The organism is Modestobacter sp. VKM Ac-2984, assembly GCF_026967985.1.
GTDB lineage: Bacteria > Actinomycetota > Actinomycetes > Mycobacteriales > Geodermatophilaceae > Modestobacter.
Genome location: NZ_JAPVBJ010000001.1, coordinates 427,493 through 447,957, shown reverse-complemented (window position 1 = coordinate 447,957; position 20,465 = coordinate 427,493). Strand labels below are relative to the sequence as shown.

Below are 20,465 nucleotides of genomic sequence, written 5' to 3'. Positions count from 1 at the left end.
CCCCATGATTGGCCTCGTGTGGCGTGGGGCACAGGAAGACAGTGGACAGCTACGCCGTCGGATTCGCCCGGCCGGATCGTCGATCCTGGGCCCAGCCGGTCGACCAGCCCAAGTCCTGGCACGCCGTCGAGGCGCACCGGCCCGCCGACGAGCTCGACGGGGAGGTGGAGCTCGCCGTGTGCGGGGCGATCGTGCAGATCTGGGGCTCGCAGCAGTGGGAGCGGATGAGCAGGGGTCGTGACACCTGCGCCGAGTGCCGGCGCCGCACGGCGCCGGCACTGCGACAGGTCGGCTAGATCGACTGCGGGGTGTCCGCCGGCTTCTCCTGGGCGCGCGGGGTCCGGCGGCCGGTGATCGCCGAGATGCCGGTGATGTCCCGGCCCACGATGAGCGCCTGCACGTGGTCGGTGCCCTCGAACGTGTAGATCGCCTCGATGTCGGCGTGGTGGCGGGCGATGTGGTGCTCGAGCAGGATGCCGTCGCCGCCGAACAGGTCCCGGGCGTCCGCCACGATCTGCCTCGCCTTCTTGCAGTTGTTCATCTTCGCCATCGAGGCCATGGCCGCCGTCATCCGGCCCTCGTCGGCGAGCTTGCTCAACCGCCAGCTCAGCAGCTGCATGCTGGTGATCTCGGCCAGCATCCGGGCCAGCTTCTCCTGCACCAGCTGGTAGCCGGCGATCGGCTGGCCGAACTGCTCGCGCTGCATCGTGTGCTTCAGCGCCAGCTCGTAGGCGGCCTCGGCGATGCCCAGCGCCCGCCAGGCCACCGTGTACCGGGTGCGGTCCAGGACCACCGAGACGTCCTTGAACGACCGGCAGTTGGCCAGCTTGTTCTCCGCCGGCACCCGCACGTCCTCCAGGGTGATCTCGGCCTGCCACACCGCCCGCAGCGCGGTCTTGCCGGTCATCCGGGTGGCGGTCCAGCCGATCGACCCCTTGGGGACGACGTAGCCGCCGACCGCCCCCTCCTCGTCGCGGGCCCAGATGAGCACCAGGTCGGCGATCGTGCCGTTGCCGATCCACTTCTTGGCCCCGTTGAGCACCCACTCGTCGCCGTCCCGGCGGGCGCTGGTCTCCAGGGCGACGGCGTCCGAACCGTGCTGGGGCTCGGTCAGCCCGAACGCGCCGATCAGCTCCATCTTGGCCATCGCCGGCAGCCAGCGCTCGCGCTGCTCCTCGTCGCCGAGGAGGGCGATCGACTGCATGGCCAGGAAGCTGTGCACCCCGTAGAAGGTGCCCAGGCTGCCGTCGGCGCGGGCCCACTCGGCGGCGACCAGGCCGGCGGAGACCGCGCTCATCCCGGCCGAGCCGTACCCGGCGACCGTGCCGCCGGCCACGCCCAGCTCGGCCATCTTGGGGATGAGCTCGAACGGGAACTCCGCCCGCTCCCAGTAGTCGTTGATGATCGGCGTGACCTCGCGCGTGCAGAAGTCGCGCACCCGGTCGCGCAGCTCGATCTCCTCCGGCTCCAGGAGGTCGTCGAGGGCGTAGAAGTCAGGGGAAGCGTCGTTGCTCACCGTTCCGAAGCTACTCGCGGGTGGCACTCGGTGCCGTGTGCTCAGCGCCGCTCCAGGGAGCCGCGCAGGAGGGCTGCCTGCCCAGCGTGCTGCAGGTCGTCGGTGACCACGCTGACCAGCCGGACGCCGAGGGTGACCGGCGGGTCCCAGCGCTCGTCGACCACCCGGTCGAGGTCCGCGGCGGTGAGCGTGCCCACGAACTCGGCGGTCCGGCGGTGCACGTCGGCGTGGTAGCCGATCAGCAGCTGCGGGTCGCTGACCTCGGTGCGTGCGACGTCGCTGCTGCTGAACCCGTAGCCGGTGGCGCCCGGGTCGAACGGCAGCCCGAACCGGTCGTGCCACCCGGCGCCGGTGTAGGCCTGGGCGGTGCCGGCGACCTCGGCGACGTGGTCGTCCTGCACCCGGGTCAGGTGCCAGACCAGCCAGGCGATGGTGTTGGCCTCCGGGTCGATCCGTGCGGTCAGCAGCTCCGGGGCGATCCCCTCGACCGCCCCGCGGACGGCCTCCTCGACGTTGTCGAACGCGGTCAGCAGCAGGTCCCGGCTCTCCATGATCGCCGGGCTACCCGAGCTCCCGTCGGATCACTCGCCGGGCGGCTCGCTGGCCTCCTCCAGGTCCTCGACCTGCTCGGGGGTGGCCTGCTCCAGGGCGATGTCCCGGGGCTCGGGGAGGTCGCCGTCGGTCGGTGTCGTCATGACGACACCCTGACCCCACTCCGACGCGCACGCTAGGTTGCTCGGGACCTCGACCTGGCAGGAGACCCGTGTTCGGCTTGTTCTCGCGCTTCTCGCGGGTGGTCCAGGCGCGGCTGCGCGGCTGGCGGCTGCCGTTGGCCGTGATGGTCTTCGTCTTCGTGACCAGCTGGCCGGCGATGGCCCTGGTGGAGGGCGCCGACAGTGACATCGTCGCGCCGGCCAACTACTGGTGGTACTTCGTCGTCACCGCCGCCACCGTGGGCTACGGCGACTTCTTCCCGGCCTCGGCCGCCGGCCACGTGGTCGGCGCCTACGTGATCATCGGTGGCATCGTCACGCTGACGTTGCTGTTCACGCGGCTTGCCGACTACCTGCAGTCGGTCCGCAGTAGACGCCTGAAGGGTGTGGACGAGCTGGACCTGACCGATCACGTCGTCGTGCTGGGGTACTTCCCGGGCCGCACCGAGCGGATGCTCGCCGAGCTGGCCGCCGAGGGGCGCACCCGGGTCGCGCTGTGTGCCTGGGAGGACGTGCCGGAGGACCCCGTGCCGGAGCGGACCGAGGTCTCCTTCGTCCGCGGCGACCTCAGCCACGTCGACGTCATGACCCGGGCCAATGTGGCCGCGGCCCGGGTGGTGGTGGTCGACGGGCGGGACGACAACGAGACGCTGGCCATCGCGGTGGCGGTGCACCACGCCGCCCCGGAGGTGCACAAGGTCGCCGCGCTGCGCGACCTGGACCGCCGGGACAACCTCCGCTACGTCGACCCCCGGATCGCCTGCGTGCAGTGGCACATGCCCTTCCTGATCACCGAGGAGGCGCTGGACCCCGGGCTCACCGAGGTCTACGGCGACCTGATGAGCAGCCACGGCCACGGCAACACCTACTCCGTCCGGCTGCCCGCCGGGCACCGGCTGGGCACGTTCGGCGACTGTCAGGTGCGCTTCGGTCAGGCCTTCGGGGCGACGGTGCTGGCGCTGCGCGGGCCCGACGGCCTGACGGTCAGCCCGGCCTGGGAGACCCCGGTGGCCGACGGGACGACGCTCTACTACGTCGGCCGGCGCCGGATCGACGCCGGAGAGCTGCTCGCCACCCGCTGAACCGGCCGTTTGCGTCGGCCGAGCACCTCGTCGATGCTGGCCGCCCCGGGACCCACCACAGCGAGGAGCGGGCTCGATGCAGCAGTCGGCGCAGCGCAGCGGCAGCCGGGCGGGGCGGTGGCAGGCCCGGATGACGGCCGGCGTCGTCGGCTACCTGGTGTTCGTCGAGTTCACCAGCGGCGTCCTGCAGGGGTACTACATCCCGCTGCTCACCGACATCGCCCGGCACCTGGGCATCAACGACGCCGACGTCAACTGGCTCGAGGCCGGCCAGCTGATGCTGTCGGCGATCGCCGTCCCGGTGCTGGCCAAGCTCGGTGACCTGCACGGGCACCGCCGGATGCTGCTCTGGTCGGCGGCCGTCGTCGCGGTGGCCACCATCGTGCTCGCGTTCGCCCAGACCTTCCCGGTGTTCCTGCTGGCCTGGGCCGTGCAGGGCATCTACGCGGCCTGGCTCCCGCTGCAGGTGGCGCTGATCTACAGCCGCTCCCGCGGGCTGCCGGACACCGCGGCCCGCACCCGGCGGGCCACCGGCCTCATCGTCGCCGCGCTGCAGCTGGGCGCCATCGTGGGGGCGCTCAGCGGCGGGGTGATCGGCGACCTGCTGGGCGATGCGCTCTGGCTGGTGCTGCTGGCTCCCGGCGTGCTGGTCGTCGGGGTGGTGGTCGTCGTCTGGCGGCTGGTGCCGGAGGGGACCGACCGGATGCAGGGGGTGGTCGACTCCGGCGGCGCCGCGCTGCTGACCGCCGTCCTGCTGGTGGTCACCGGCGGCCTGACGTTCGTCCGGCTCAACGGGGCGGAGCAGGCCTGGCCGTGGCTGGTGGTCGCGGCCGGCCTCCTCCTGGTGTGGCCGTTCGTGCGCTACGAGCTGCGGCAGCCGGACCCGCTGGTCGACTTCCGGGTGCTGCGCAGCTCGGCGATGTGGCCGGTCCAGCTGACCGCGGGCCTGTTCGGGGTCAGCGTGCTGGGCGCGCAGGGGCCGTTGTCGACGTTCGCCCGCACCGACCCGGACGTCTACGGCTACGGCCTCGGCCTGTCGACCAGCTCGGTGTCGCTGGTCATCGGCGCCTACGTGATCTCGATGCTGGTCGGCGCGAGCCAGTTCGCCCGGGTCTCCCGGCTCACCACGCCACGGCTGACCCTCATCGGGGCGGCGGCGCTGGTCGCCACCGGCTACCTGCTGCTGGTGCCCTTCCACGACGAGCTCGGCCAGGTGCTGGCCGGCATGACGGTCGCCGGGGTGGGGTCGGGTGCCCTCGTCGCGGCCCTGCCCGCCGCAGCAGCCGCGGCCGCCCCGGCCGGCCGCACCGCCGTCGCCACCGGGCTCACGAACACCACCAAGGTCATCGGCGGGATGTTCGCGTCGTCGGTGTTCGCCCTCGCCCTCGCCGCCGGTGCACCCGTGCTGGCCGGCGGGGTCGAGGGCACCGCCGGGTCGCTGACCGGGTACGTGACCGTCTGGGCCATCTGCGGCAGCACGGCGCTGATCGCCGCTGTCGCGCTCGTGTTCGTCCCGCGGCTGGCCTTCGCCGACCCCGCGCAGACCGAGGACCGCACCGTCGCGGCCCGGGAGGAGACAGCTGGATGAAGCGGACACTGCTGACCACCGGAGCCGCCGTGGGAGCCGGCGCCGCCCTCACCCGGGTGCGCCGCTTCCGGCCACCGGCCCGCCCGGACGTGCCACACGCGGACGTCGGGGCGGTCGACGCCTGCCGGGCCGCCGACCACCTCGCGCAGCTGATCCGGATCCCGACGGTGTCCCGGCGCGACCCCGAGCAGGTCGACCAGTCGGTCTTCAGCACCTTCCGCGAGCGGCTGGGCGAGCTCTACCCGCTCACCCACCGGGAGCTGGAGCTGGAGCTGCTGGGCTCCGGGGCGATGCTGTTCCACTGGCGAAGCGGCAGCGACGCACCGCCCCTGGTGCTGATGGCGCACTACGACGTCGTCCCGGCCGACGGGCAGGCGTGGACCCACGACCCGTTCGCGGGGGAGGTCATCGACGGCGTCGTGCACGGCCGGGGCGCCATCGACGACAAGGGCGCCCTGGTCGCCGTCCTGGAGGCGGTGGAGTCGCTGCTGGCCGAGGGGTTCCGGCCGGCCCGGGACGTGTACCTCTCCTTCGGCAACGACGAGGAGGTGGCCGGCTCCGGGGCACGGACGGCGGCCGAGACGCTCGCCGCACGGGGCATCAGCCCCTGGGCGGTCGTCGACGAGGGCGGCGCCGTGGTCACCGGGGTCTTCCCCGGCGTCCCGGGGCCGATCGCCGTCGTCGGCATCGCCGAGAAGGGGGTCGTCGACCTCGAGCTGACCACCGAGGACGCCGGTGGGCACGCGTCGTCGCCGGTCCGCGGCGGCGCACCCGCCCGGCTGGCCCGGGCCCTGGTCCGCCTCGACGAGGAGCCCTTCCCGGCCCGGGTCAGCGACGTCGTGCTGGCGCTCGTCGACACCGTCGGCCGGCACGCCTCGGCCGGGTACCGCGCGCTGTACGCGCACGCCGCGCTGCTGCGGCCGGCGCTGGCCCCCCTGCTGTCCCGCGCCGGCCGGGAGGCCAGCGCCCTGGTCCGGACGACGGTGGCGATCACCCAGCTGGAGGGGAGCCGGGCACCCAACGTGCTCGCGACCCGGGCCCGGGCGGTGGCCAACGTCCGGGTGGTGCTCGGGGAGACGGCCGAGTCGGCGATCGAGCGGATCCGCGGGATCATCGCCGACCCGAGCGTGCGGCTGGAGGCGACCCGCGCCGACGACCCGTCACCGGTGTCCCGGACCGACAACGAGGCGTGGGCGACGCTGACCGCGGCGATCCAGGCGGCGCACCTGGGGGCCACGGTGACCCCGTACCTGATGGTGCAGGCCAGCGACGCCCGGCACTTCGCGAAGATCAGCGACAGCGTCTACCGGTTCATGCCCTTCGACCTCAGCTCGGCGCAGCTCGCGTCCCTGCACGCCGCCGATGAGCACCTCACGGTGGCGGCGCTGGCGCGCGGGGTGGCGTTCTACCGCGAGCTGCTGCAGCGGTCGTGACCTGCTCCAGCTCGGCCACGGCCAGCTCGGTTTCCACGGCGGCGACCGCGGCGGCGGGGGCGGGCAGCCGGCCGGAGGCCAGCACCGCCCCGTCGCAGATCAACGACTCCACCACGATCCCGGCCCGCACCGAGCGCCACAGCGCCGCACCCCGCAGCCCGCGGCGGCGCCCGTCGGTCAGCAGGGCCGGGACCAGCCACACCCAGTTCGTCGGCGAGACGACCTCCACGGCGACGTCGCGGGGGAGCGCCGCGCGCAGCGCCCGGTAGACCGCCCCGACGTCGTCGACCGGCGGCACGTGCCGGTGCCCGCCGCCGGAGTCGAAGGGACGGGTCGCGCCGCTGCAGCAACCGCCTCCGCCCGCGGCGGCGCGCGGCCCCCGGACGAGGACGACGCGGTGCCTCACCGCGGCTCGTCGCGCGAGGTCTGGCCCAGCTCCGTGTCGTCGGTGGGGGACGTCGGGTTGGCGCGGGCGACGGCCGGGTCGGAGGTGGGCCGTGCTTCGGCACCGGGTTGCGGACGCTCCCGGAACGCCGTGCGCAGCGCGATGGCGGCCTCCACCATCAGCCAGATCGCCAGGAGGAAGATCAGCGCGTCCAGCGGGGCGAGCACCCAGTTGTCGGCCTCGATGAAGCGCTGCAGGTTGACGATCAGGGCCCAGGAGGTCATCGCCAGCAGGAACACGAGCGGGATCAGGATGGCCAGCGGGTTGCGGCCCCGGCGGGTCACCCACACCGCGAGGACCGACAACGCCAGCCCCGCGGTGAGCTGGTTCGTCGTCCCGAACAGCTGCCAGAGGACGCCGAAGGTGTAGCCGGCCTCGCCACCGCCGGGCAGCAGCGCCATCGCCAGCGGGATGAGCACCGCGACGGTGGTGGCGAGGGTGAGGTTCCGGGCCAGCACCCGGACCTTGATGATCTCGCCGATCTCCTGCACGACGTAGCGCTGCAGCCGTACGCCGGTGTCCATCGTGGTCGCGGCGAAGCTGATCACCACGACTGCGGCGAAGATGGTGGCCAGGTCCAGCGGGACGCCGATGTTGTTGGCGAACACCGCGACGCCGTCGACGAAGTTGCCGACCGCGCCGCCGGAGGCGGTGGCGAAGTCGGGGTAGAGCGCCTGCCAGTCGGCCTGCGAGGCGGCCACGCCCGCGGTGGCGGCGAGCACGGCGCCGGTGGCCAGGGAGCCCTCGCCGACCGCGCCCATGTAGCCCACGTAGCGGGCGTCGGTCTCGGTGTCGAGCTGCTTGGACGTCGTCCCCGAGGAGACCAGGGAGTGGAACCCGGAGATGGCGCCGCAGGCGATGGTGATGAACAGGAAGGGGAAGAAGCTGGGCGACCCCTCCGGGACGTCGTTGACCACCGGGGCCTGGATGGTGTTCATCCCGACGATGACGCCGGCGGCGATGACGGCCAGGGCGATGAAGAGCTGGTGGCTGTTGATGTAGTCGCGGGGCTGCAGCAGCACCCACACCGGGATGCGCGAGGCGATCCAGGTGTAGGCGAACAGCAGCACGACCCAGACGTTGCGGGTTTGCTCGACGCCGAGGGCCTCGGCCAGGCCGTCGAGCTCGATCGGGAAGGCGTTGCCGACCAGGATCAGCGCGTACAGCACGATCACGCCGACGATCGAGGGGATCAGCGCCGAGGAGCGGGTCCGGTAGATGTACTGGCCGATCAGCATGGCCAGCGGGATCTCGACCACGATCGGGATGACCGCGCCCGGGTTGGCCACGAACAGGTTGCCGATGACCACCGCGAAGACGGCGTTCACCAGGGTCAGCAGGAAGAAGATGATCGCCAGGAACAGCATCCGGGCCCGGCCGTTGACCACCTCGCCGGCCAGCGTCCCGATGCTCTTGGCCTTGTGCCGCACCGACACCACGAGCGACCCGAAGTCGTGCACGCCGGCGGCGAAGATCGTGCCGAGCACGATCCAGGCCAGCGCCGGGCCCCAGCCCCAGAACACCGCGATCGCCGGGCCGACGATCGGTGCGGCGCCGGCGACAGAGGTGAAGTGGTGGCCGAACAGCACGTGCTTGTTGGTCGGCACGTAGTCGACGCCGTCGTTGAACTCGTGCGCCGGGGTGACGAAGGCCGGGTCGAGGACGTAGACCTTGCGGGCCAGATAGCTCGAGTAGTACCGGTAGCCGAGGAAGAACAGCACCCCGACGACGGCGGCCACGGCGAATGCGGGCACGGGCAACCCCCCACGTCCTGGGCGGCCGGGCAGCCGCCGCAGGCGAAGAGTAGACAGTTGCCGTGACCGGCACCACAACACCGAGCGCCGAGGTCCGGGCCGCCGGCGTGGCCGAGCTCCTCTGGCGGCGCGGCGACCAGCCACCCGGCGCCCTCGGGGTGGTGCCGCTGCTGCTGGGAGAGCTGCCGGCGGTCGCGTTGCCCTGGGCGCAGGTCGAGGCGGCGCGCGCGGCCGCCGCGGGGGGCGAGGCCGCGCTGGTGCTGTCGGACCCGCGGCTGGCCGGGCCGGGCTGGGAACCGCTGGTGGTCACCGGCCGGCTGACCCTGGTCGAGGACGGCGACGGCAGCCTGTTCACCGAGCAGCTGCTGGACCAGGAGCTGCGCAAGCACCCGCCGTCGCGGGCGCTCGCGGACTCGCCGATGCTGCGCCGGGAGCACTGGTGGTACCTGCCGCGGCTGGTCCTGCTGCTCGACCCGGTCGACGTCGTCCCCGGTGGGCGGCGCGACGGACCGGCCGACGCGGTGCTGGCGGTCGACGACGACGGGCTGCACGTGCGCACCGTCCGGGTCGCCGACTGGGACGCCGACCCGCTGGAGGTGGCCGGCGCACCGCCCGGCGTCCGCGGGCCCGCCGTGCTGGTCGGTCAGGAGATCTCCGTGCCCGACGCCGAGCGGTGGACCGTGCACGTGACCAGCGGCTCCTGTGCCGAGGGCCGGCTGACCGGGGTACGACCGGCGGAGCGCCGGGCGCTGGAGCCGGTGCCGGGCCTGCGTGCGCGGGTGCGGCGGCAGCGGGCGCTGGAACGCGGCTGCGTCCAGGCCCTGCGGGCGGCCGGCCACCGGTGACCGTCGGTACGGGGGTCAGCCGGTGCGGGGTCGGTCCGTGCTGGATCGGTCGCTGTTGGATCGGTCGGTCGTGGGCTCCGGCACCGGGTCGGGCAGCAGGCTGCTGAGCATCCGGGCGCTCATCTCGACCAGCGGCAGGTGCCGGGTCAGGGTGCGGGGCTGCGCGCGGGAGGCCACGCCGCAGAGGGTGCCGAACACCGCGCCGTCCCGGGTCACCAGCGGGACACCGATGTAGGCGGCGACCCTCTCGGCGTGCCCGGTCATCAGGTCGCGGTAGGCCGGGGTGGCGGCGGCGACCGTGGCGACCCGGGGGCCGACGCCGCTGACCATCGAGTGGCAGAAGCTCTGCTCCCAGGGCACCACCGTGCCCTGCGGGATGACCTCCTGGGGATGCGAGAACAGCACCACCTGCTCCGGCTCCCGGAGGTGGGTGACCATCCAGACGTCCAGGCCGACGGTGCGGTGCAGGAAGGCGAGGGAGGCGCGGACGGCCGCCGTCCAGTCGTCGAAGGGGACGACGTCGTCCACGACGAACTGGACCATGCCCCGATGATCCGCCACGTCCAGCAGGCGTCCAACGTGCACAGACGGTGTCGATCCGGTACCGGGCGATCCCGCCTCTTCGTGTTCCCTCGATCACGCCGAGCGACATTCGGAGGCGCTGTGGTGTCGGTACCGTGCAGGCCATGGCCACGAGCAGGTCCGGTGGGCCTGAGACCGCCGATGAGCCGGCGCGGCCCGGTCTGCTCCGCTGGCTCTGGTACGCGATGGGCGGCGCGCTGCCCGCGCGGCACGCCAGCTGGGTGCTGTACGACACCACGACCGCGAGCTGGGGCTGGCGGCACGTCCTCCGGGCCGGGGTGCAGATGGCGGTGCCGATCGCGCTGGTCCTCCTGTTCGTCCCCGGCCCGTTCTGGATCCGTGGCATGACCGCGCTCGGCGGGCTGCTGCTCGGGCTGATCTTCTCTCTCGCCTACATGACCGAGACGACCGAGAACCGGGTGAAGAAGGCCGGGTACCCGGTCGGCACCGCCCAGACGGTCCGCGACCGGGCGCAGGTCGGCCGGGACGCCCAGCAGGCCGCGCGGCGGCGGGCGGCCGCGGAGAAGCGGGCCGCCCGGTACCGGGAGCGTCAGGGCCGTTGAGCCCCCGGGGCGTCGAACCAGGTGACCTGCTCGGGCACCGCAGTGAACGGGTTCGCCCACTCCGAGGGGGTGCCGGTGATCGGCTGCGCGTCGGTGACCACGACGAACGGCGTCCCCGGGTAGACGGCGAGCACCCGGGTGGGGGAGGAGAGCTCCTCGGTGCGTTCGATCAGCTCGCCGCGGCGCAGCTGCTGCGTCGTCCGGCGGCCGCGCAGCTCCTCACCGACGGCGGCGACCCACTGGGCGCCGTCCTGGGTGAAGACGATCCACCGCACCCGCTGCCCGGGCGGCGCCGGCTCGCAGCCGGCGAACTCGGCCAGCGCATCGTAGAGGCGTTCGGCCTGCTCGTCGTCGCCGGCTCGCGGGAGGAAGAAGGCCACCATGGCCGCCATCCTGGTCGAGGCCGCCGACACTCCTGACCGGGGTCAGCCCAGCCGGCGGCGGAGCAGCTCGTCCTCCTTGCGCAGCACCACGGCGACCAGCTCCCGCACCGCGCCCTCCGCCTGCCGGCCGATCAGCGGCGCGTCGACCGTGGCGTCGCCGGTGACGGTCGAGCGGGTGCCCGTGCCCTCGGGGAGCAGTCGTCGTTCGCCGGTGATCTGGACGGTCCGGCCGAAGACCTCGGCCCGCACGTCCAGGTCGGTGCGGTGGCCGCCGGCGCCGTCCGGGGCCCAGTCGCTCCGCTCGACGACCGAGACCGACGAGCCGACGAAGCGGGCGAACACCGGCGGGATGCCCTCGGTGGGGGCGGCGAGCCGCGTGGTGGTGCGCGTGCCGGTCACGGTCACCTCCTGGACCTGTGCGCCCAGGGCGGCGGCACGATCGCGCAGGAACTGCTCGTCGGTGAGGAGCGCGAGGACGGCGTCCGGGGTCGCGGGGTGGGTGCTGGTGGAGTCGATGGGCACGCCCCCCATCGTCGGCGGTGCCCGCCGTCCGCGCCCTGTGACCCCCCGGTGATCGACATCTGACCAAGCACACCCTAAGTTGTGTTAGCCAAGCCTCAGTTGCTCGTCCCGTCCGGATGTCGTCGGGCGAGCACTGCACCACCACCGGAGGACCCCATGCGCCGCGCCTCGAGACTGATCGCAGTCTCCACAGCAACCCTGCTCGCCGGCGGCCTCGCCGCCTGCTCGTCGTCCTCGTCGGGCGACGAGGCCGAGGCCGCAGGCGCCGACTTCACCCCGATCACCGTCGAGCACGCCTTCGGGACGACGACGATCGACTCCGAGCCCGAGCGGGTGGCCACGGTCAACTGGGCCAACCACGAGGTGCCGCTGGCCCTGGGCGTCACCCCGGTCGGCATGGCCGCCGCCAACTTCGGTGACGACGACGGCGACGGCATGCTGCCGTGGGTCTCCGAGCGGCTCGAGGAGCTGGGTGGCGAGACCCCGGTGCTGTTCGACGAGACCGACGGCATCGACTTCGAGGCGGTCGCCGACACCGACCCCGACGTCATCCTCGCCGCCTACTCGGGGCTGACCCAGGAGGACTACGACACGCTGAGCGAGATCGCTCCGGTCGTGGCCTACCCGGAGGCCCCGTGGGCGACGCCGTGGCGGGAGATGATCGAGGTCAACGCCGCGGGGATGGGCATGGCCGAGGAGGGCGAGGAGCTCATCGCCGACATCGAGCAGGACATCGCCGACACCGTCGCCGAGCACCCCGAGCTCGAGGGCAAGTCCACGATGTTCCTCACCCACGTGGACACGTCCGACCTGAGCGAGGTCAGCTACTACACCCCGTTCGACACCCGCAGCGCCTTCTTCGAGGACCTGGGGCTGTCGACCCCGTCCAGCGTGGCGGCGGCCTCCACCGACAGTGAGCAGTTCTCCGGGACGGTCAGCGCCGAGCAGGTCGACGTCTTCGACGACGTCGACATCATCGTCACCTACGGCGGCCAGGAACTGGTCGACGCGCTGAACGCCGACCCGCTGCTGTCGCAGATCCCGGCGGTCGCGAACGGGGCGATCGTGCTGCTCCCGGACACCCCGCTGGGCACGGCGGCGAACCCGACGCCGCTGGCCATCTCCTGGGTGCTCGAGGACTACGTCGCCATGCTCGCCGAGGCTGCTGACAAGGCAGCATGACCTCGGTCCGGTCCACCCCGGCCCCGGACGCCGCCCTCGTGCGGCGCCCGGGGCCGGTCCGGTTCCTCTGGCTGCTGGTCGTGGTCGGGCTGCTGGTCGCCCTGATGGGCGCCTCCGTCGCGATCGGCTCCCGGGACGTCGGCTGGTCGGAGATCCTGGCGGCCCTCGGTGGCTCCTCGGAGACCATGGGCGAGGCCGCGGTGACCAAGCGGATCCCGCGCACCGTGCTGGCGGTCGTCGTCGGCGCCGCGCTGGGGCTCTCCGGTGCGGTGATGCAGGGCGTCACCCGCAACCCGCTGGCCGACCCCGGGGTGCTCGGGATCAACATGGGCGCCTCGCTCGCGGTGGTCGCCGGGATCGCCTGGTTCGGCCTGTTCTCCGCGACGAGCATCGTCTGGGCGGCGATCACCGGCGCCGCCGTCGCCGCGGTGTTCGTCTACGCAGTCGGCTCGCTGGGCCGGGGTGGGGCGACCCCGCTCAAGCTGGCCCTGGCGGGGGCGGCCACGTCGGCCGCGCTCACCTCCTTCATCACCGCCATCGCCCTGCCCCGCGGCGACATCGTGGAGAACGTCGTGTCCTGGGAGATCGGCGGTGTCGGTGGCGCCACCTTCACCGGCATCGGCACCGTGGCGCCGTTCCTCCTCGTGGGCTTCGCCGTCAGCCTGGTGTCCGCGCGCAGCCTGAACTCCCTGGCGCTGGGCGACGAACTCGCCGCCGGCCTGGGGGAGCGGGTGGCCCTGGCCCGGGGCGTGGCCGCGCTCGGCTCCGTCCTGCTCTGCGGCGCCGCCACCGCGGCCGCCGGGCCGATCGGGTTCGTCGGGCTCGTCGTCCCCCACCTGTGCCGGCTCCTGGTGGGCGTGGACCACCGGTGGCTGCTGCCCTTCTCCGCGATCGCCGGCGCCTGCCTGCTGACCGGCGCCGACGTGCTCGGCCGCATCGTGGCCCGCCCGACCGAGCTGGACGTCGGCATCCTCACCGCCCTCATCGGGGCCCCGTTCTTCATCGCGATCGTCCGCCGGCAGAAGGTGCGCGAACTGTGACCGCCGTCGTCTCGCCGCCTCCCACGACCGTCGACACCGTCGCCCGCGGACGGGTCCGCCGGGCCTCTCGCCGGCGGCTGGTGATCGCCGTGCTGACCCTCGCCGTCGTCGTCGCCTTCGCGGTGACGCTGATGGTGGGGCGGACCTTCTACCCGCCGGGGGACGTGCTCCGCGTCGTCCTGGGCTCCGACGTGCCCGGCGCCTCCTTCACGGTCGGGCGGCTGCGGCTGCCGCGCGCCGTACTGGCGGTGGTGGCCGGGCTCAGCTTCGGCCTGGCCGGCGTCACCTTCCAGACGATGCTGCGCAACCCGCTGGCCAGTCCCGACGTCATCGGCATCACCTCCGGCGCGAGCGCCGCGGCGGCGTTCGCCATCGTGGTCCTCGGCTGGTCGGGCACGGCGGTGTCGGTCACCGCGATCGTGGCGGCGCTCGGGGTGGCGCTGCTGATCTACACGCTGGCGTTCAAGGACGGCGTCGCCGGCACCCGGCTGATCCTGATCGGCATCGGCGTCGCCGCGATGTGCAAGAGCATCACCTCCTACGTGCTGTCCCAGGCCGGTGCGTGGGACTTCGCGGAGGCGCTGCGCTGGCTGACCGGCAGCCTCAACGGCAGCACCTGGGAGGCCACCGTGCCGACCCTGCTCGCGCTGCTGGTGTTCGGGCCGGTGCTGCTGGGGCAGACCCGGAACCTCTCCGCGCTGCAGCTCGGTGACGACACCTCCTCCGCGCTGGGGGTTCGGGTGGAGCGCACCCGGGTCATCGCGATCGTCGCCGCGGTGGGCCTGATCGCCTTCGCCACCGCCGCCTGTGGTCCGATCGCGTTCGTGTCGTTCCTGGCAGGCCCGATCGCGGCCCGGCTCGTGGGGCCGAACGGCTCGCTGCTGGTGCCGGCCGCGCTGGTCGGGGCCCTGCTCGTGCTCGTCGCCGACCTGTGCGGGCAGTACGCGTTCGGCACCCGCTACCCGGTCGGCGTCATCACCGGGGTGCTCGGGGCGCCGTACCTCATCTACCTGATCGTCCGCAGCAACCGCACCGGAGGCTCCCTGTGACCGCCACCCACTCCCTGGCAGCCGAGGACCTCACGCTCGCCTACGGCGACCGCACCGTGATCGAGGGCCTGGACCTGCTCGTGCCCCCGGGGCGGATCACCGCGGTCGTCGGGGCGAACGCCTGCGGCAAGTCGACGCTGCTGCGGTCGATGTCGCGGCTGCTGTCGCCGCGGAGCGGGCGGGTGCTGCTCGACGGCAAGGCGGTGCACCGGCTGCCGGCCAAGGAGCTGGCCCGCACGCTGGGCCTGCTGCCACAGTCGCCGATCGCGCCGGAGGGGATCACGGTCGCCGACCTCGTCGGCCGGGGACGGCACCCGCACCAGCGGGTGTTCTCCCGGTGGAGCACGGAGGACGACGCCGCGGTGGCGGCTGCCCTCGACGCCACCGAGACCACGCCGCTGGCCGACCGGGCCGTGGACGAGCTGTCCGGCGGGCAACGCCAGCGGGTGTGGATCGCGATGGCGCTGGCCCAGCAGACCGACGTGCTGCTGCTGGACGAGCCGACCACGTTCCTCGACGTGGCCCACCAGATCGAGGTGCTCGACCTGCTGACCGACCTCAACCGGGCCCGCGGGACGACGATCGTGATGGTGCTGCACGACCTGAACCTCGCCGCCCGGTACGCCGACCACCTGGTCGCCCTGTCCGGCGGCCGGATCCACGCCGCCGGGGAGCCGGCGGACGTGCTGACCGAGGAGTGCGTGCGGGCGGTGTTCGGCCTGGACAGCCAGGTGATCGTCGACCCCACCTCGGGCAAGCCGCTGATGCTGCCGATGGGCCGCCACCACACCGCGCCGCGGGCCGACGTCCTCCAGGGCACACCCGGCAGCTGACCCGCCGAGTCCGTCGGTGGGGGAGTGGGCGGCGATGGTCAGCGGTTGGTGGAGAGCACCACGTCGTCGACGTAGGTGATCCCGGTGGCGGCCTGTGAGTCGCGGTACTGCCCGATCTTCAGGTAGGACCCGGAGTCCATCATCGTGCGGCCGTACTGCCAGCCGGCCCGCTGCACCCCGTCGACCCAGGCCTCGGCCCCGCCCGTGGCCGGGTCGTTGGACATCACGAAGTGCACGTCGACGTCGAACCACTCGCCGAGCCGGAACTCGCCGGCGGGCACCAGGACCTGGCTCTTGCCCTCCATGCCGACGCGGAGCAGCAGGTCGTTGTCGTCGGACAGGCCGAGGGTGATGGCGGGGGAGGAGATCCCGGTGTGCCACTGGGTCAGGATGTAGAACCGGCCGTTCTGCTCCTGCTGCATGGACGGGTCGACCATGAGGCGCTGCTGGAACCAGCCCTCGAAGCCCTCGGTGAGGGCGGTGGCCGACCTGTCGGCGGAGGAGGGGGACAGCTCGGAGCGCTCTCCTCCGGCGGACCGATCGCCCTGGCGCAGCTCGAACCGGGCCACCCGGTTCCCGTCGATGGTGGGGAACGTCGTGCGGGTCGGCGAGCCCTCGGCCACCCACCCGGGGCACAGGCTGGACGACGCCGCGGTCTCGTGGTTCTGGATGTGCACCCACACGCCGCAGTCCAGGCCGCGCTCGAAGTCGTCGGACCAGAGCACGGTGTTCCCGGCGGGCCCACGGCCTCCGGTGGCCGGCTGCGGTTCGACGGTCGGCTCCGGCGCTGGCTCGGGGGTCGGCTCTGGTGTCGGCTCGGGGGTGGGCTCCCGAGTGGGTTCGGGAGCCGGTGTCGGCTCCGGCTCCGGTGCCGCGGTGGGTGCCGGAGACGTCGTGGCGGGAGGCGGCTCCTCCACGGGTGCGCTGGTGGTGGGCGCGGGCGGCTCCGTGGCCTTGGCCTTCTTGTTGGCTTGGCCGCGGGAGGCCGCGGTGGTGACGCGGACGTCGGACTCAGCGCTGGTGACGGCGGTCGGACGGTCCTCGCGGGCGGCGTTCGCGACGGTGGAGCCGGTGAGGAGGGTGGCCAGCGCGAGCGCGCCGGCGACGGCAGCCCGGCGGCTGGGGGAGAGCGGCATCAGTGTCCTGTTCAGGCGTGGGGGCGGGCCACACCCGTACGGGCGGCGATGGAGATATCGGCTGGGTCGGGCAGTAACCGGAGCCCCCGTCTGGGGGACGGCGAGGGATGCGGGAACCCACTCGGTGCCGATCCACGCGGTGGCGATGGTCGGGTGCCTGCAGGTGCCGGCCTCACGTTCGGCCTGCCGCCAGGGCGAGGTGCTCGCCTGGCCTGGGATGCCGCCGGTCTCATCGCGGCCCTCTGACAGACGCCGCGTCCTACAGCGGCAGGCCGGGGTGGGGCGGGCCCACGCCCGGCGTGGGCGGACCTGGCCTCGAACCCCGACTCGGCCTACACCCGGTCCCGACCGCACTCCAGCGCCGTGGCACGACAGCGCAGCCACGGCCTGGTCGACGCCAGCGGGTCACTGCGCTGCGTCGTGCGGTCCAGCAGCGGCAGCCTGGGCGCCCGAGGGAACACCCTCGCTGGGCTGCACGGCGGGCTCGAACCGTCCGACCTGACATCGCCGCTGCAATGGGTCGACCAGCATTCCTGGCGCTCGCACCGCCGATGAGAATCGTCGATCGAGAGCCGGATCGCAGAGCTCTCCGTCGAACAGCAGGACGAGCAGCACAACATCACGTCCTCCACCCTTGAGGATTGCGCGCATGGAGTTCACCAACTCGATCGAGATCGCCCTGCCGCGGGAGGGCGTGGCCCAGTTGCTCGCCGACCCGGCACACTTCCCGAAGTGGCTGCGGGGCCTGGTGCTGCACGAGCCGTTGAGTGGGGTGCACGGGCAGCTCGGCACCACGTCGCGGGTCGTGATGCAGTCGGGGCAGCGGCAGACCGAACTCACCGAGACGATCACACGCCGGGAGCCGGCAGACCTGCGAGGGATCCCCACAGCGACCGTCGTCCACTTCGACCGCGAGATCGTCGGCCCGGGCATGTGGAGCGTCGTGCGTGATCGGCTGACCGAAGCCGATCCAGGGACGACGCTCTGGGAGAGCGAGAGCGAATACCGGTTCAGCGGCCTGCTGATGCGGCTGGTGGGGCTTCTCATGCCCAGGGCTTTCCGCAAGCAGTCGCAACAGCACATGCAGGACTTCAAGGAGTTCGCCGAACAGGGGAAGGACGTCCGCGAAGGACAGAACTGACCTGCCGCGATCAGCAACGAAGATCTTCGACGGCGATCGGCGACTGCTCGGCGCGCCCGGTCACGGGAACACCAGGGCGCGATCATGATCGGGCACTGGCGTTCCCAGTACCCGCGTACTGCCTGGTGGTGGGGCGGGTGGGGCTCGAACCCACGACCCAGGGATTATGAGTCCCATGCTCTGACCGGCTGAGCTACCGCCCCAGGGCGTTCACGCTAGCGGTCGCCCTCAGTCGCTCGGCACGGTGCTGCCCAGCACGCGCCCCTCGGCGTCCAGCGCCTCGACGGCCAGGTACGCCGGGTCGCCGTCCACCGGCAGCCGGGTCTCGAACCCGGACCGGGCGACCGGTTCCCCGGCCTCGGCTGCCACCTCGTCCTCCCCGGCGACCAGGCGCCAGGAGGCGACCTCGGTCGCACCGTTCCAGCTGACGTACACAGCGTCGTCCTCCAGCACCGCATCCGGCGGGTCGGCCGGCGTCGCGCTCCACTGCGCCCGATAGGCGCGGTAGTTGTCGCCGCTGCCCAGCGCGGCGTCCCAGAGCAGCGTGCCGTCGGCGTCGAACTCCGAGTAGTACGGCCGCGACCCCCACCCGATGAACACGTTGCCGTTCGGCAGCACCTCCAGGCTGCCCTGGCTGCCGGCCAGCCGGTCGGGGTCGGGCGGCAGGTACTCGGTCACCAGCGTCGCGGTCCCAGCCTGCTCGTCGAGCGCGAGTCGCAGCCCGCGCGAGGTCGGGCCGATGTCCGGTTCGGACTGGTTGTCGAACAGCGTCAACGTGCCGTCGGCCTGTCGCTCCGCATCGTGCTGCCAAGCGAACTCCACCCCGTCACCGAGCTCGAAGTCGCTCTCCTCGCCGCCCAGGGTCCACAGCACCTCGCCGGACTCCCGGTCGAGGTCGTAGACCCCCCAGGTGTTCCGCGCCGAGACCAGCAGCGACCCGTCCGCGTCCTCGGCGACCGAGTTGACGTGGAAGTAGTCGAACGGCTCGTCTTCGGTGCCGCCGTCGTCGGAGAGCTCGCTCTTGGTCGCCTCCAGCGGCACGTGGTCCAGCGACCGCCAGGAGAACAGCACCTCACCGGTGTCGACGTCGACCTCCTGGACGACGTTGTCCCACACCCAGCCGTCCGCCGGCCCGCCGAACTCGGTGAGGTCGACCTGCTCCTTCACGTAGGCGGTGAGCAGCGCGGTGCCGTCGGGGGTCAGCCGGCCCTCGTGGATGTCGGCCTGGCCGGGGTCGACGTCGCCGCCGGTGGTGACCGTGGCGATCTGCCGGTACGAGTCGTCGACGATCACGAACTCCCCGATGCCCATGCCGACCACCGGGCTGGTGCCCTGCCACCAGGTCAGCACCGGCTCGCCGTCGAGCTCCTGCACCCGGACGTCGTAGCTGCGGCTCTCGGTCGGGTGGATCCAGATCGGCTCGCCCGCCTCGTCGACGATCAGCACCCCGGTGAGCGGCGCGCCCTCGCTCTTCGGTCCGAGCAGGACGACCGACCCGTCCGCCTCCGGTGCGGCGGCCGCCGTGGTGATCTCGATGTCGGGGGCGGTGAGGTCGGGGCGGCTGACGTACGCCGGCACCGCGGGACCGGCGGTGGCCTCTGCCCCCTCCGCCGCGCCGCCGTCCGAACCGCACCCGGCGACGAGGGCCAGTGATGAGATGCTTGCCCACAGGGTCAGTGGCAGGGACCGGGTCCGCGGCATGCGGGGATCCTCGCAGGCACCGGCGACACCATGGACATTTCTTGCCCAGATCGTCCACGTGTCGCGAGGAGTGGCGCTCTGACCTGGTGGATCATGCGTCTCGCTGGACCACTCGAGTCCCAGACGTCTCATCTGCACCGCTCCGCACTGGCGCAGCAAGGTCACGATCAGGCAAACTGTCGAGCGGTTGCTCCGGGAACCGCCGAGGTACGAACGCAGTCATCACGCGACAGGTCCGTTGGGGAAGACGAACCAGTCGAGTCGATGGAGGTGTGCCGTGCAGCGACGGTCAACCCAGGGTGTCGTCTTCGTGCACGCGTGCCCGAAGGCGCTCTGCCAGCACGTCGGTTGGGCGCTCGAACGCGTCCTCGGCGCGCCGGTGTCCTTGTCATGGGCGGACCAGCCCGTGGCGCACGGGTCCTACCGTGCCGAGATCGCCTGGACGGGCGCACCCGGCACCGGGGCCAAGCTGGTCGCTGCCCTCAAGCAGTGGCCGATGCTGCGCTTCGAGGTCACCGAAGAGGCCAGCCACGGCAACGACGGCGAGCGCATGTCCTACGTGCCCGGGCACGGCGTGCACCGGTCGCCGGTCAGTGCCAACGGCGACCTGATCATCAGCGAGCAGCAGCTGCGGCACCTCGCGGCCACCGCGACCTCGGTCGAGGCCTTCCGGCACGGCGTCGACGCCCTGCTGGGCGCTGCGTGGGACGCCGACCTCGAGGCCTACCGCTACGCCGGTGACGCCACCCCGGCCACCTGGCTGCACCAGGTCGTCTGACGCGACGGACCTGCCCCCACCCGTCGGGGGGCATGATCGCCGACCTCGCGGAACTGACGCCGTCCTCACGCTGCAGAGGGCGGTCGGCACCCACGCGGTGAGGGCGGCACGTCAGCCGGCACACGTACAGCGGCCCGGCACCCCGAGCAGGCCCAGGGGCACGTGGTGACCGCCGCCTC

The 20,465-nt window shown here is 72.8% G+C and carries 21 protein-coding genes and 1 tRNA gene; 12 read left to right on the top strand and 10 right to left on the bottom strand.

The features are described from left to right. Window positions 1-41 precede the first annotated feature (41 nt). Window positions 42-296 carry a hypothetical protein gene (locus tag O2W16_RS02140; RefSeq protein ID WP_269157149.1) on the top strand — a complete coding sequence of 85 codons (255 nt, stop codon included), beginning with the start codon at window positions 42-44 and terminating at the stop codon, window positions 294-296. On the opposite strand, the gene O2W16_RS02135 is transcribed toward O2W16_RS02140, so the two are convergent. Then, window positions 293-1,516 carry an acyl-CoA dehydrogenase family protein gene (locus tag O2W16_RS02135; RefSeq protein WP_269157148.1) on the bottom strand — a complete coding sequence of 408 codons (1,224 nt, stop codon included), beginning with the start codon at window positions 1,514-1,516 and terminating at the stop codon, window positions 293-295. The two genes, O2W16_RS02140 and O2W16_RS02135, sit on opposite strands and share 4 nt — an antisense overlap. A gap of 41 nt (window positions 1,517-1,557) precedes the next feature. Continuing rightward, entirely contained in the window at window positions 1,558-2,067 is a 510-nt protein-coding gene (locus O2W16_RS02130; RefSeq protein WP_269157147.1) for a mycothiol transferase, read from the bottom strand. Window positions 2,068-2,279: 212 nt separating this feature from the next. Here O2W16_RS02130 and O2W16_RS02125 point away from each other — a divergent pair, with 212 nt between their 5' ends. The 3 genes from O2W16_RS02125 (at window position 2,280) to O2W16_RS02115 (ending at window position 6,332) form a co-directional block, all read left to right on the top strand. Then, a complete protein-coding gene (locus O2W16_RS02125; protein WP_269157146.1) occupies window positions 2,280-3,311 on the top strand; it encodes a potassium channel family protein in 1,032 nt (343 codons plus the stop codon). Between the two features lie 76 nt (window positions 3,312-3,387). Further along, entirely contained in the window at window positions 3,388-4,899 is a 1,512-nt protein-coding gene (locus O2W16_RS02120) for an MFS transporter (RefSeq protein ID WP_269157145.1), read from the top strand. Next, window positions 4,896-6,332: a M20/M25/M40 family metallo-hydrolase gene (locus tag O2W16_RS02115; RefSeq protein WP_269157144.1), complete on the top strand. Its 1,437-nt coding sequence runs from the start codon at window positions 4,896-4,898 to the stop codon at window positions 6,330-6,332. Before O2W16_RS02120 ends, O2W16_RS02115 begins: the two co-directional genes overlap by 4 nt. On the opposite strand, the gene O2W16_RS02110 is transcribed toward O2W16_RS02115, so the two are convergent. Both O2W16_RS02110 and O2W16_RS02105 read right to left on the bottom strand, forming a co-directional pair. Then, entirely contained in the window at window positions 6,271-6,738 is a 468-nt protein-coding gene (locus O2W16_RS02110) for a hypothetical protein (RefSeq protein WP_269157143.1), read from the bottom strand. The two genes, O2W16_RS02115 and O2W16_RS02110, sit on opposite strands and share 62 nt — an antisense overlap. Continuing rightward, window positions 6,735-8,531 carry a carbon starvation CstA family protein gene (locus tag O2W16_RS02105; protein ID WP_269157142.1) on the bottom strand — a complete coding sequence of 599 codons (1,797 nt, stop codon included), beginning with the start codon at window positions 8,529-8,531 and terminating at the stop codon, window positions 6,735-6,737. Before O2W16_RS02105 ends, O2W16_RS02110 begins: the two co-directional genes overlap by 4 nt. A 62-nt stretch (window positions 8,532-8,593) precedes the next feature. On the opposite strand from O2W16_RS02105, the gene O2W16_RS02100 reads away from it, so the two are divergent. Continuing rightward, window positions 8,594-9,376, top strand: a complete 783-nt coding sequence (locus O2W16_RS02100) for a hypothetical protein (RefSeq protein WP_269157141.1) — start codon at window positions 8,594-8,596, stop codon at window positions 9,374-9,376. A gap of 15 nt (window positions 9,377-9,391) precedes the next feature. Here O2W16_RS02100 and O2W16_RS02095 read toward each other — a convergent pair whose 3' ends face one another. After that, entirely contained in the window at window positions 9,392-9,919 is a 528-nt protein-coding gene (locus O2W16_RS02095) for a GAF domain-containing protein (protein WP_269157140.1), read from the bottom strand. A 143-nt stretch (window positions 9,920-10,062) separates the two neighbouring features. On the opposite strand from O2W16_RS02095, the gene O2W16_RS02090 reads away from it, so the two are divergent. Then, window positions 10,063-10,521 (top strand): DUF5313 family protein, encoded by a 459-nt coding sequence (locus O2W16_RS02090; protein ID WP_269157139.1) that lies wholly within the window; start codon window positions 10,063-10,065, stop codon window positions 10,519-10,521. Here the strand turns inward: O2W16_RS02090 and O2W16_RS02085 are convergent. Together O2W16_RS02085 and O2W16_RS02080 are read right to left on the bottom strand one after the other, a co-directional pair. Further along, window positions 10,509-10,904 carry a hypothetical protein gene (locus tag O2W16_RS02085; RefSeq protein WP_269157138.1) on the bottom strand — a complete coding sequence of 132 codons (396 nt, stop codon included), beginning with the start codon at window positions 10,902-10,904 and terminating at the stop codon, window positions 10,509-10,511. The two genes, O2W16_RS02090 and O2W16_RS02085, sit on opposite strands and share 13 nt — an antisense overlap. A 42-nt stretch (window positions 10,905-10,946) precedes the next feature. Beyond that, complete coding sequence (locus tag O2W16_RS02080; RefSeq protein ID WP_269157137.1) at window positions 10,947-11,426, bottom strand: DUF2505 domain-containing protein; 480 nt, start codon at window positions 11,424-11,426, stop codon at window positions 10,947-10,949. Window positions 11,427-11,582: 156 nt separating this feature from the next. On the opposite strand from O2W16_RS02080, the gene O2W16_RS02075 reads away from it, so the two are divergent. The 4 genes from O2W16_RS02075 to O2W16_RS02060 are packed head-to-tail and all read left to right on the top strand — an operon-like array spanning window position 11,583 to window position 15,530. Next, the gene (locus O2W16_RS02075; protein WP_269157136.1) at window positions 11,583-12,608 is read left to right on the top strand and encodes an iron-siderophore ABC transporter substrate-binding protein; all 1,026 of its coding nucleotides are present in this window, start codon (window positions 11,583-11,585) and stop codon (window positions 12,606-12,608) included. Then, entirely contained in the window at window positions 12,605-13,648 is a 1,044-nt protein-coding gene (locus O2W16_RS02070) for a FecCD family ABC transporter permease (RefSeq protein ID WP_269157135.1), read from the top strand. Before O2W16_RS02075 ends, O2W16_RS02070 begins: the two co-directional genes overlap by 4 nt. Next, window positions 13,645-14,697, top strand: a complete 1,053-nt coding sequence (locus O2W16_RS02065; protein WP_269157134.1) for a FecCD family ABC transporter permease — start codon at window positions 13,645-13,647, stop codon at window positions 14,695-14,697. The genes O2W16_RS02070 and O2W16_RS02065 overlap by 4 nt, the downstream gene beginning before the upstream one ends. Further along, window positions 14,694-15,530, top strand: a complete 837-nt coding sequence (locus tag O2W16_RS02060) for an ABC transporter ATP-binding protein (RefSeq protein WP_269157133.1) — start codon at window positions 14,694-14,696, stop codon at window positions 15,528-15,530. The genes O2W16_RS02065 and O2W16_RS02060 overlap by 4 nt, the downstream gene beginning before the upstream one ends. A 38-nt stretch (window positions 15,531-15,568) precedes the next feature. On the opposite strand, the gene O2W16_RS02055 is transcribed toward O2W16_RS02060, so the two are convergent. Then, on the bottom strand, window positions 15,569-16,666 hold the full coding sequence (locus O2W16_RS02055; protein WP_269157132.1) for a heparin lyase I family protein: 1,098 nt from the start codon (window positions 16,664-16,666) through the stop codon (window positions 15,569-15,571). A 649-nt stretch (window positions 16,667-17,315) separates the two neighbouring features. Here O2W16_RS02055 and O2W16_RS02050 point away from each other — a divergent pair. Continuing rightward, window positions 17,316-17,807 (top strand): SRPBCC family protein, encoded by a 492-nt coding sequence (locus O2W16_RS02050; protein ID WP_269157131.1) that lies wholly within the window; start codon window positions 17,316-17,318, stop codon window positions 17,805-17,807. A gap of 126 nt (window positions 17,808-17,933) precedes the next feature. On the opposite strand, the gene O2W16_RS02045 is transcribed toward O2W16_RS02050, so the two are convergent. Both O2W16_RS02045 and O2W16_RS02040 read right to left on the bottom strand, forming a co-directional pair. After that, window positions 17,934-18,010: transfer RNA gene (locus O2W16_RS02045), tRNA-Ile, on the bottom strand. 25 nt (window positions 18,011-18,035) lie between these two features. Then, window positions 18,036-19,508, bottom strand: coding sequence for an arylsulfotransferase family protein (locus O2W16_RS02040; protein WP_269157130.1), 1,473 nt, complete (start codon window positions 19,506-19,508; stop codon window positions 18,036-18,038). A 277-nt stretch (window positions 19,509-19,785) separates the two neighbouring features. Here O2W16_RS02040 and O2W16_RS02035 point away from each other — a divergent pair, with 277 nt between their 5' ends. Next, complete coding sequence (locus O2W16_RS02035) at window positions 19,786-20,286, top strand: DUF3145 domain-containing protein (protein WP_269157129.1); 501 nt, start codon at window positions 19,786-19,788, stop codon at window positions 20,284-20,286. Window positions 20,287-20,465: the final 179 nt, after the last annotated feature.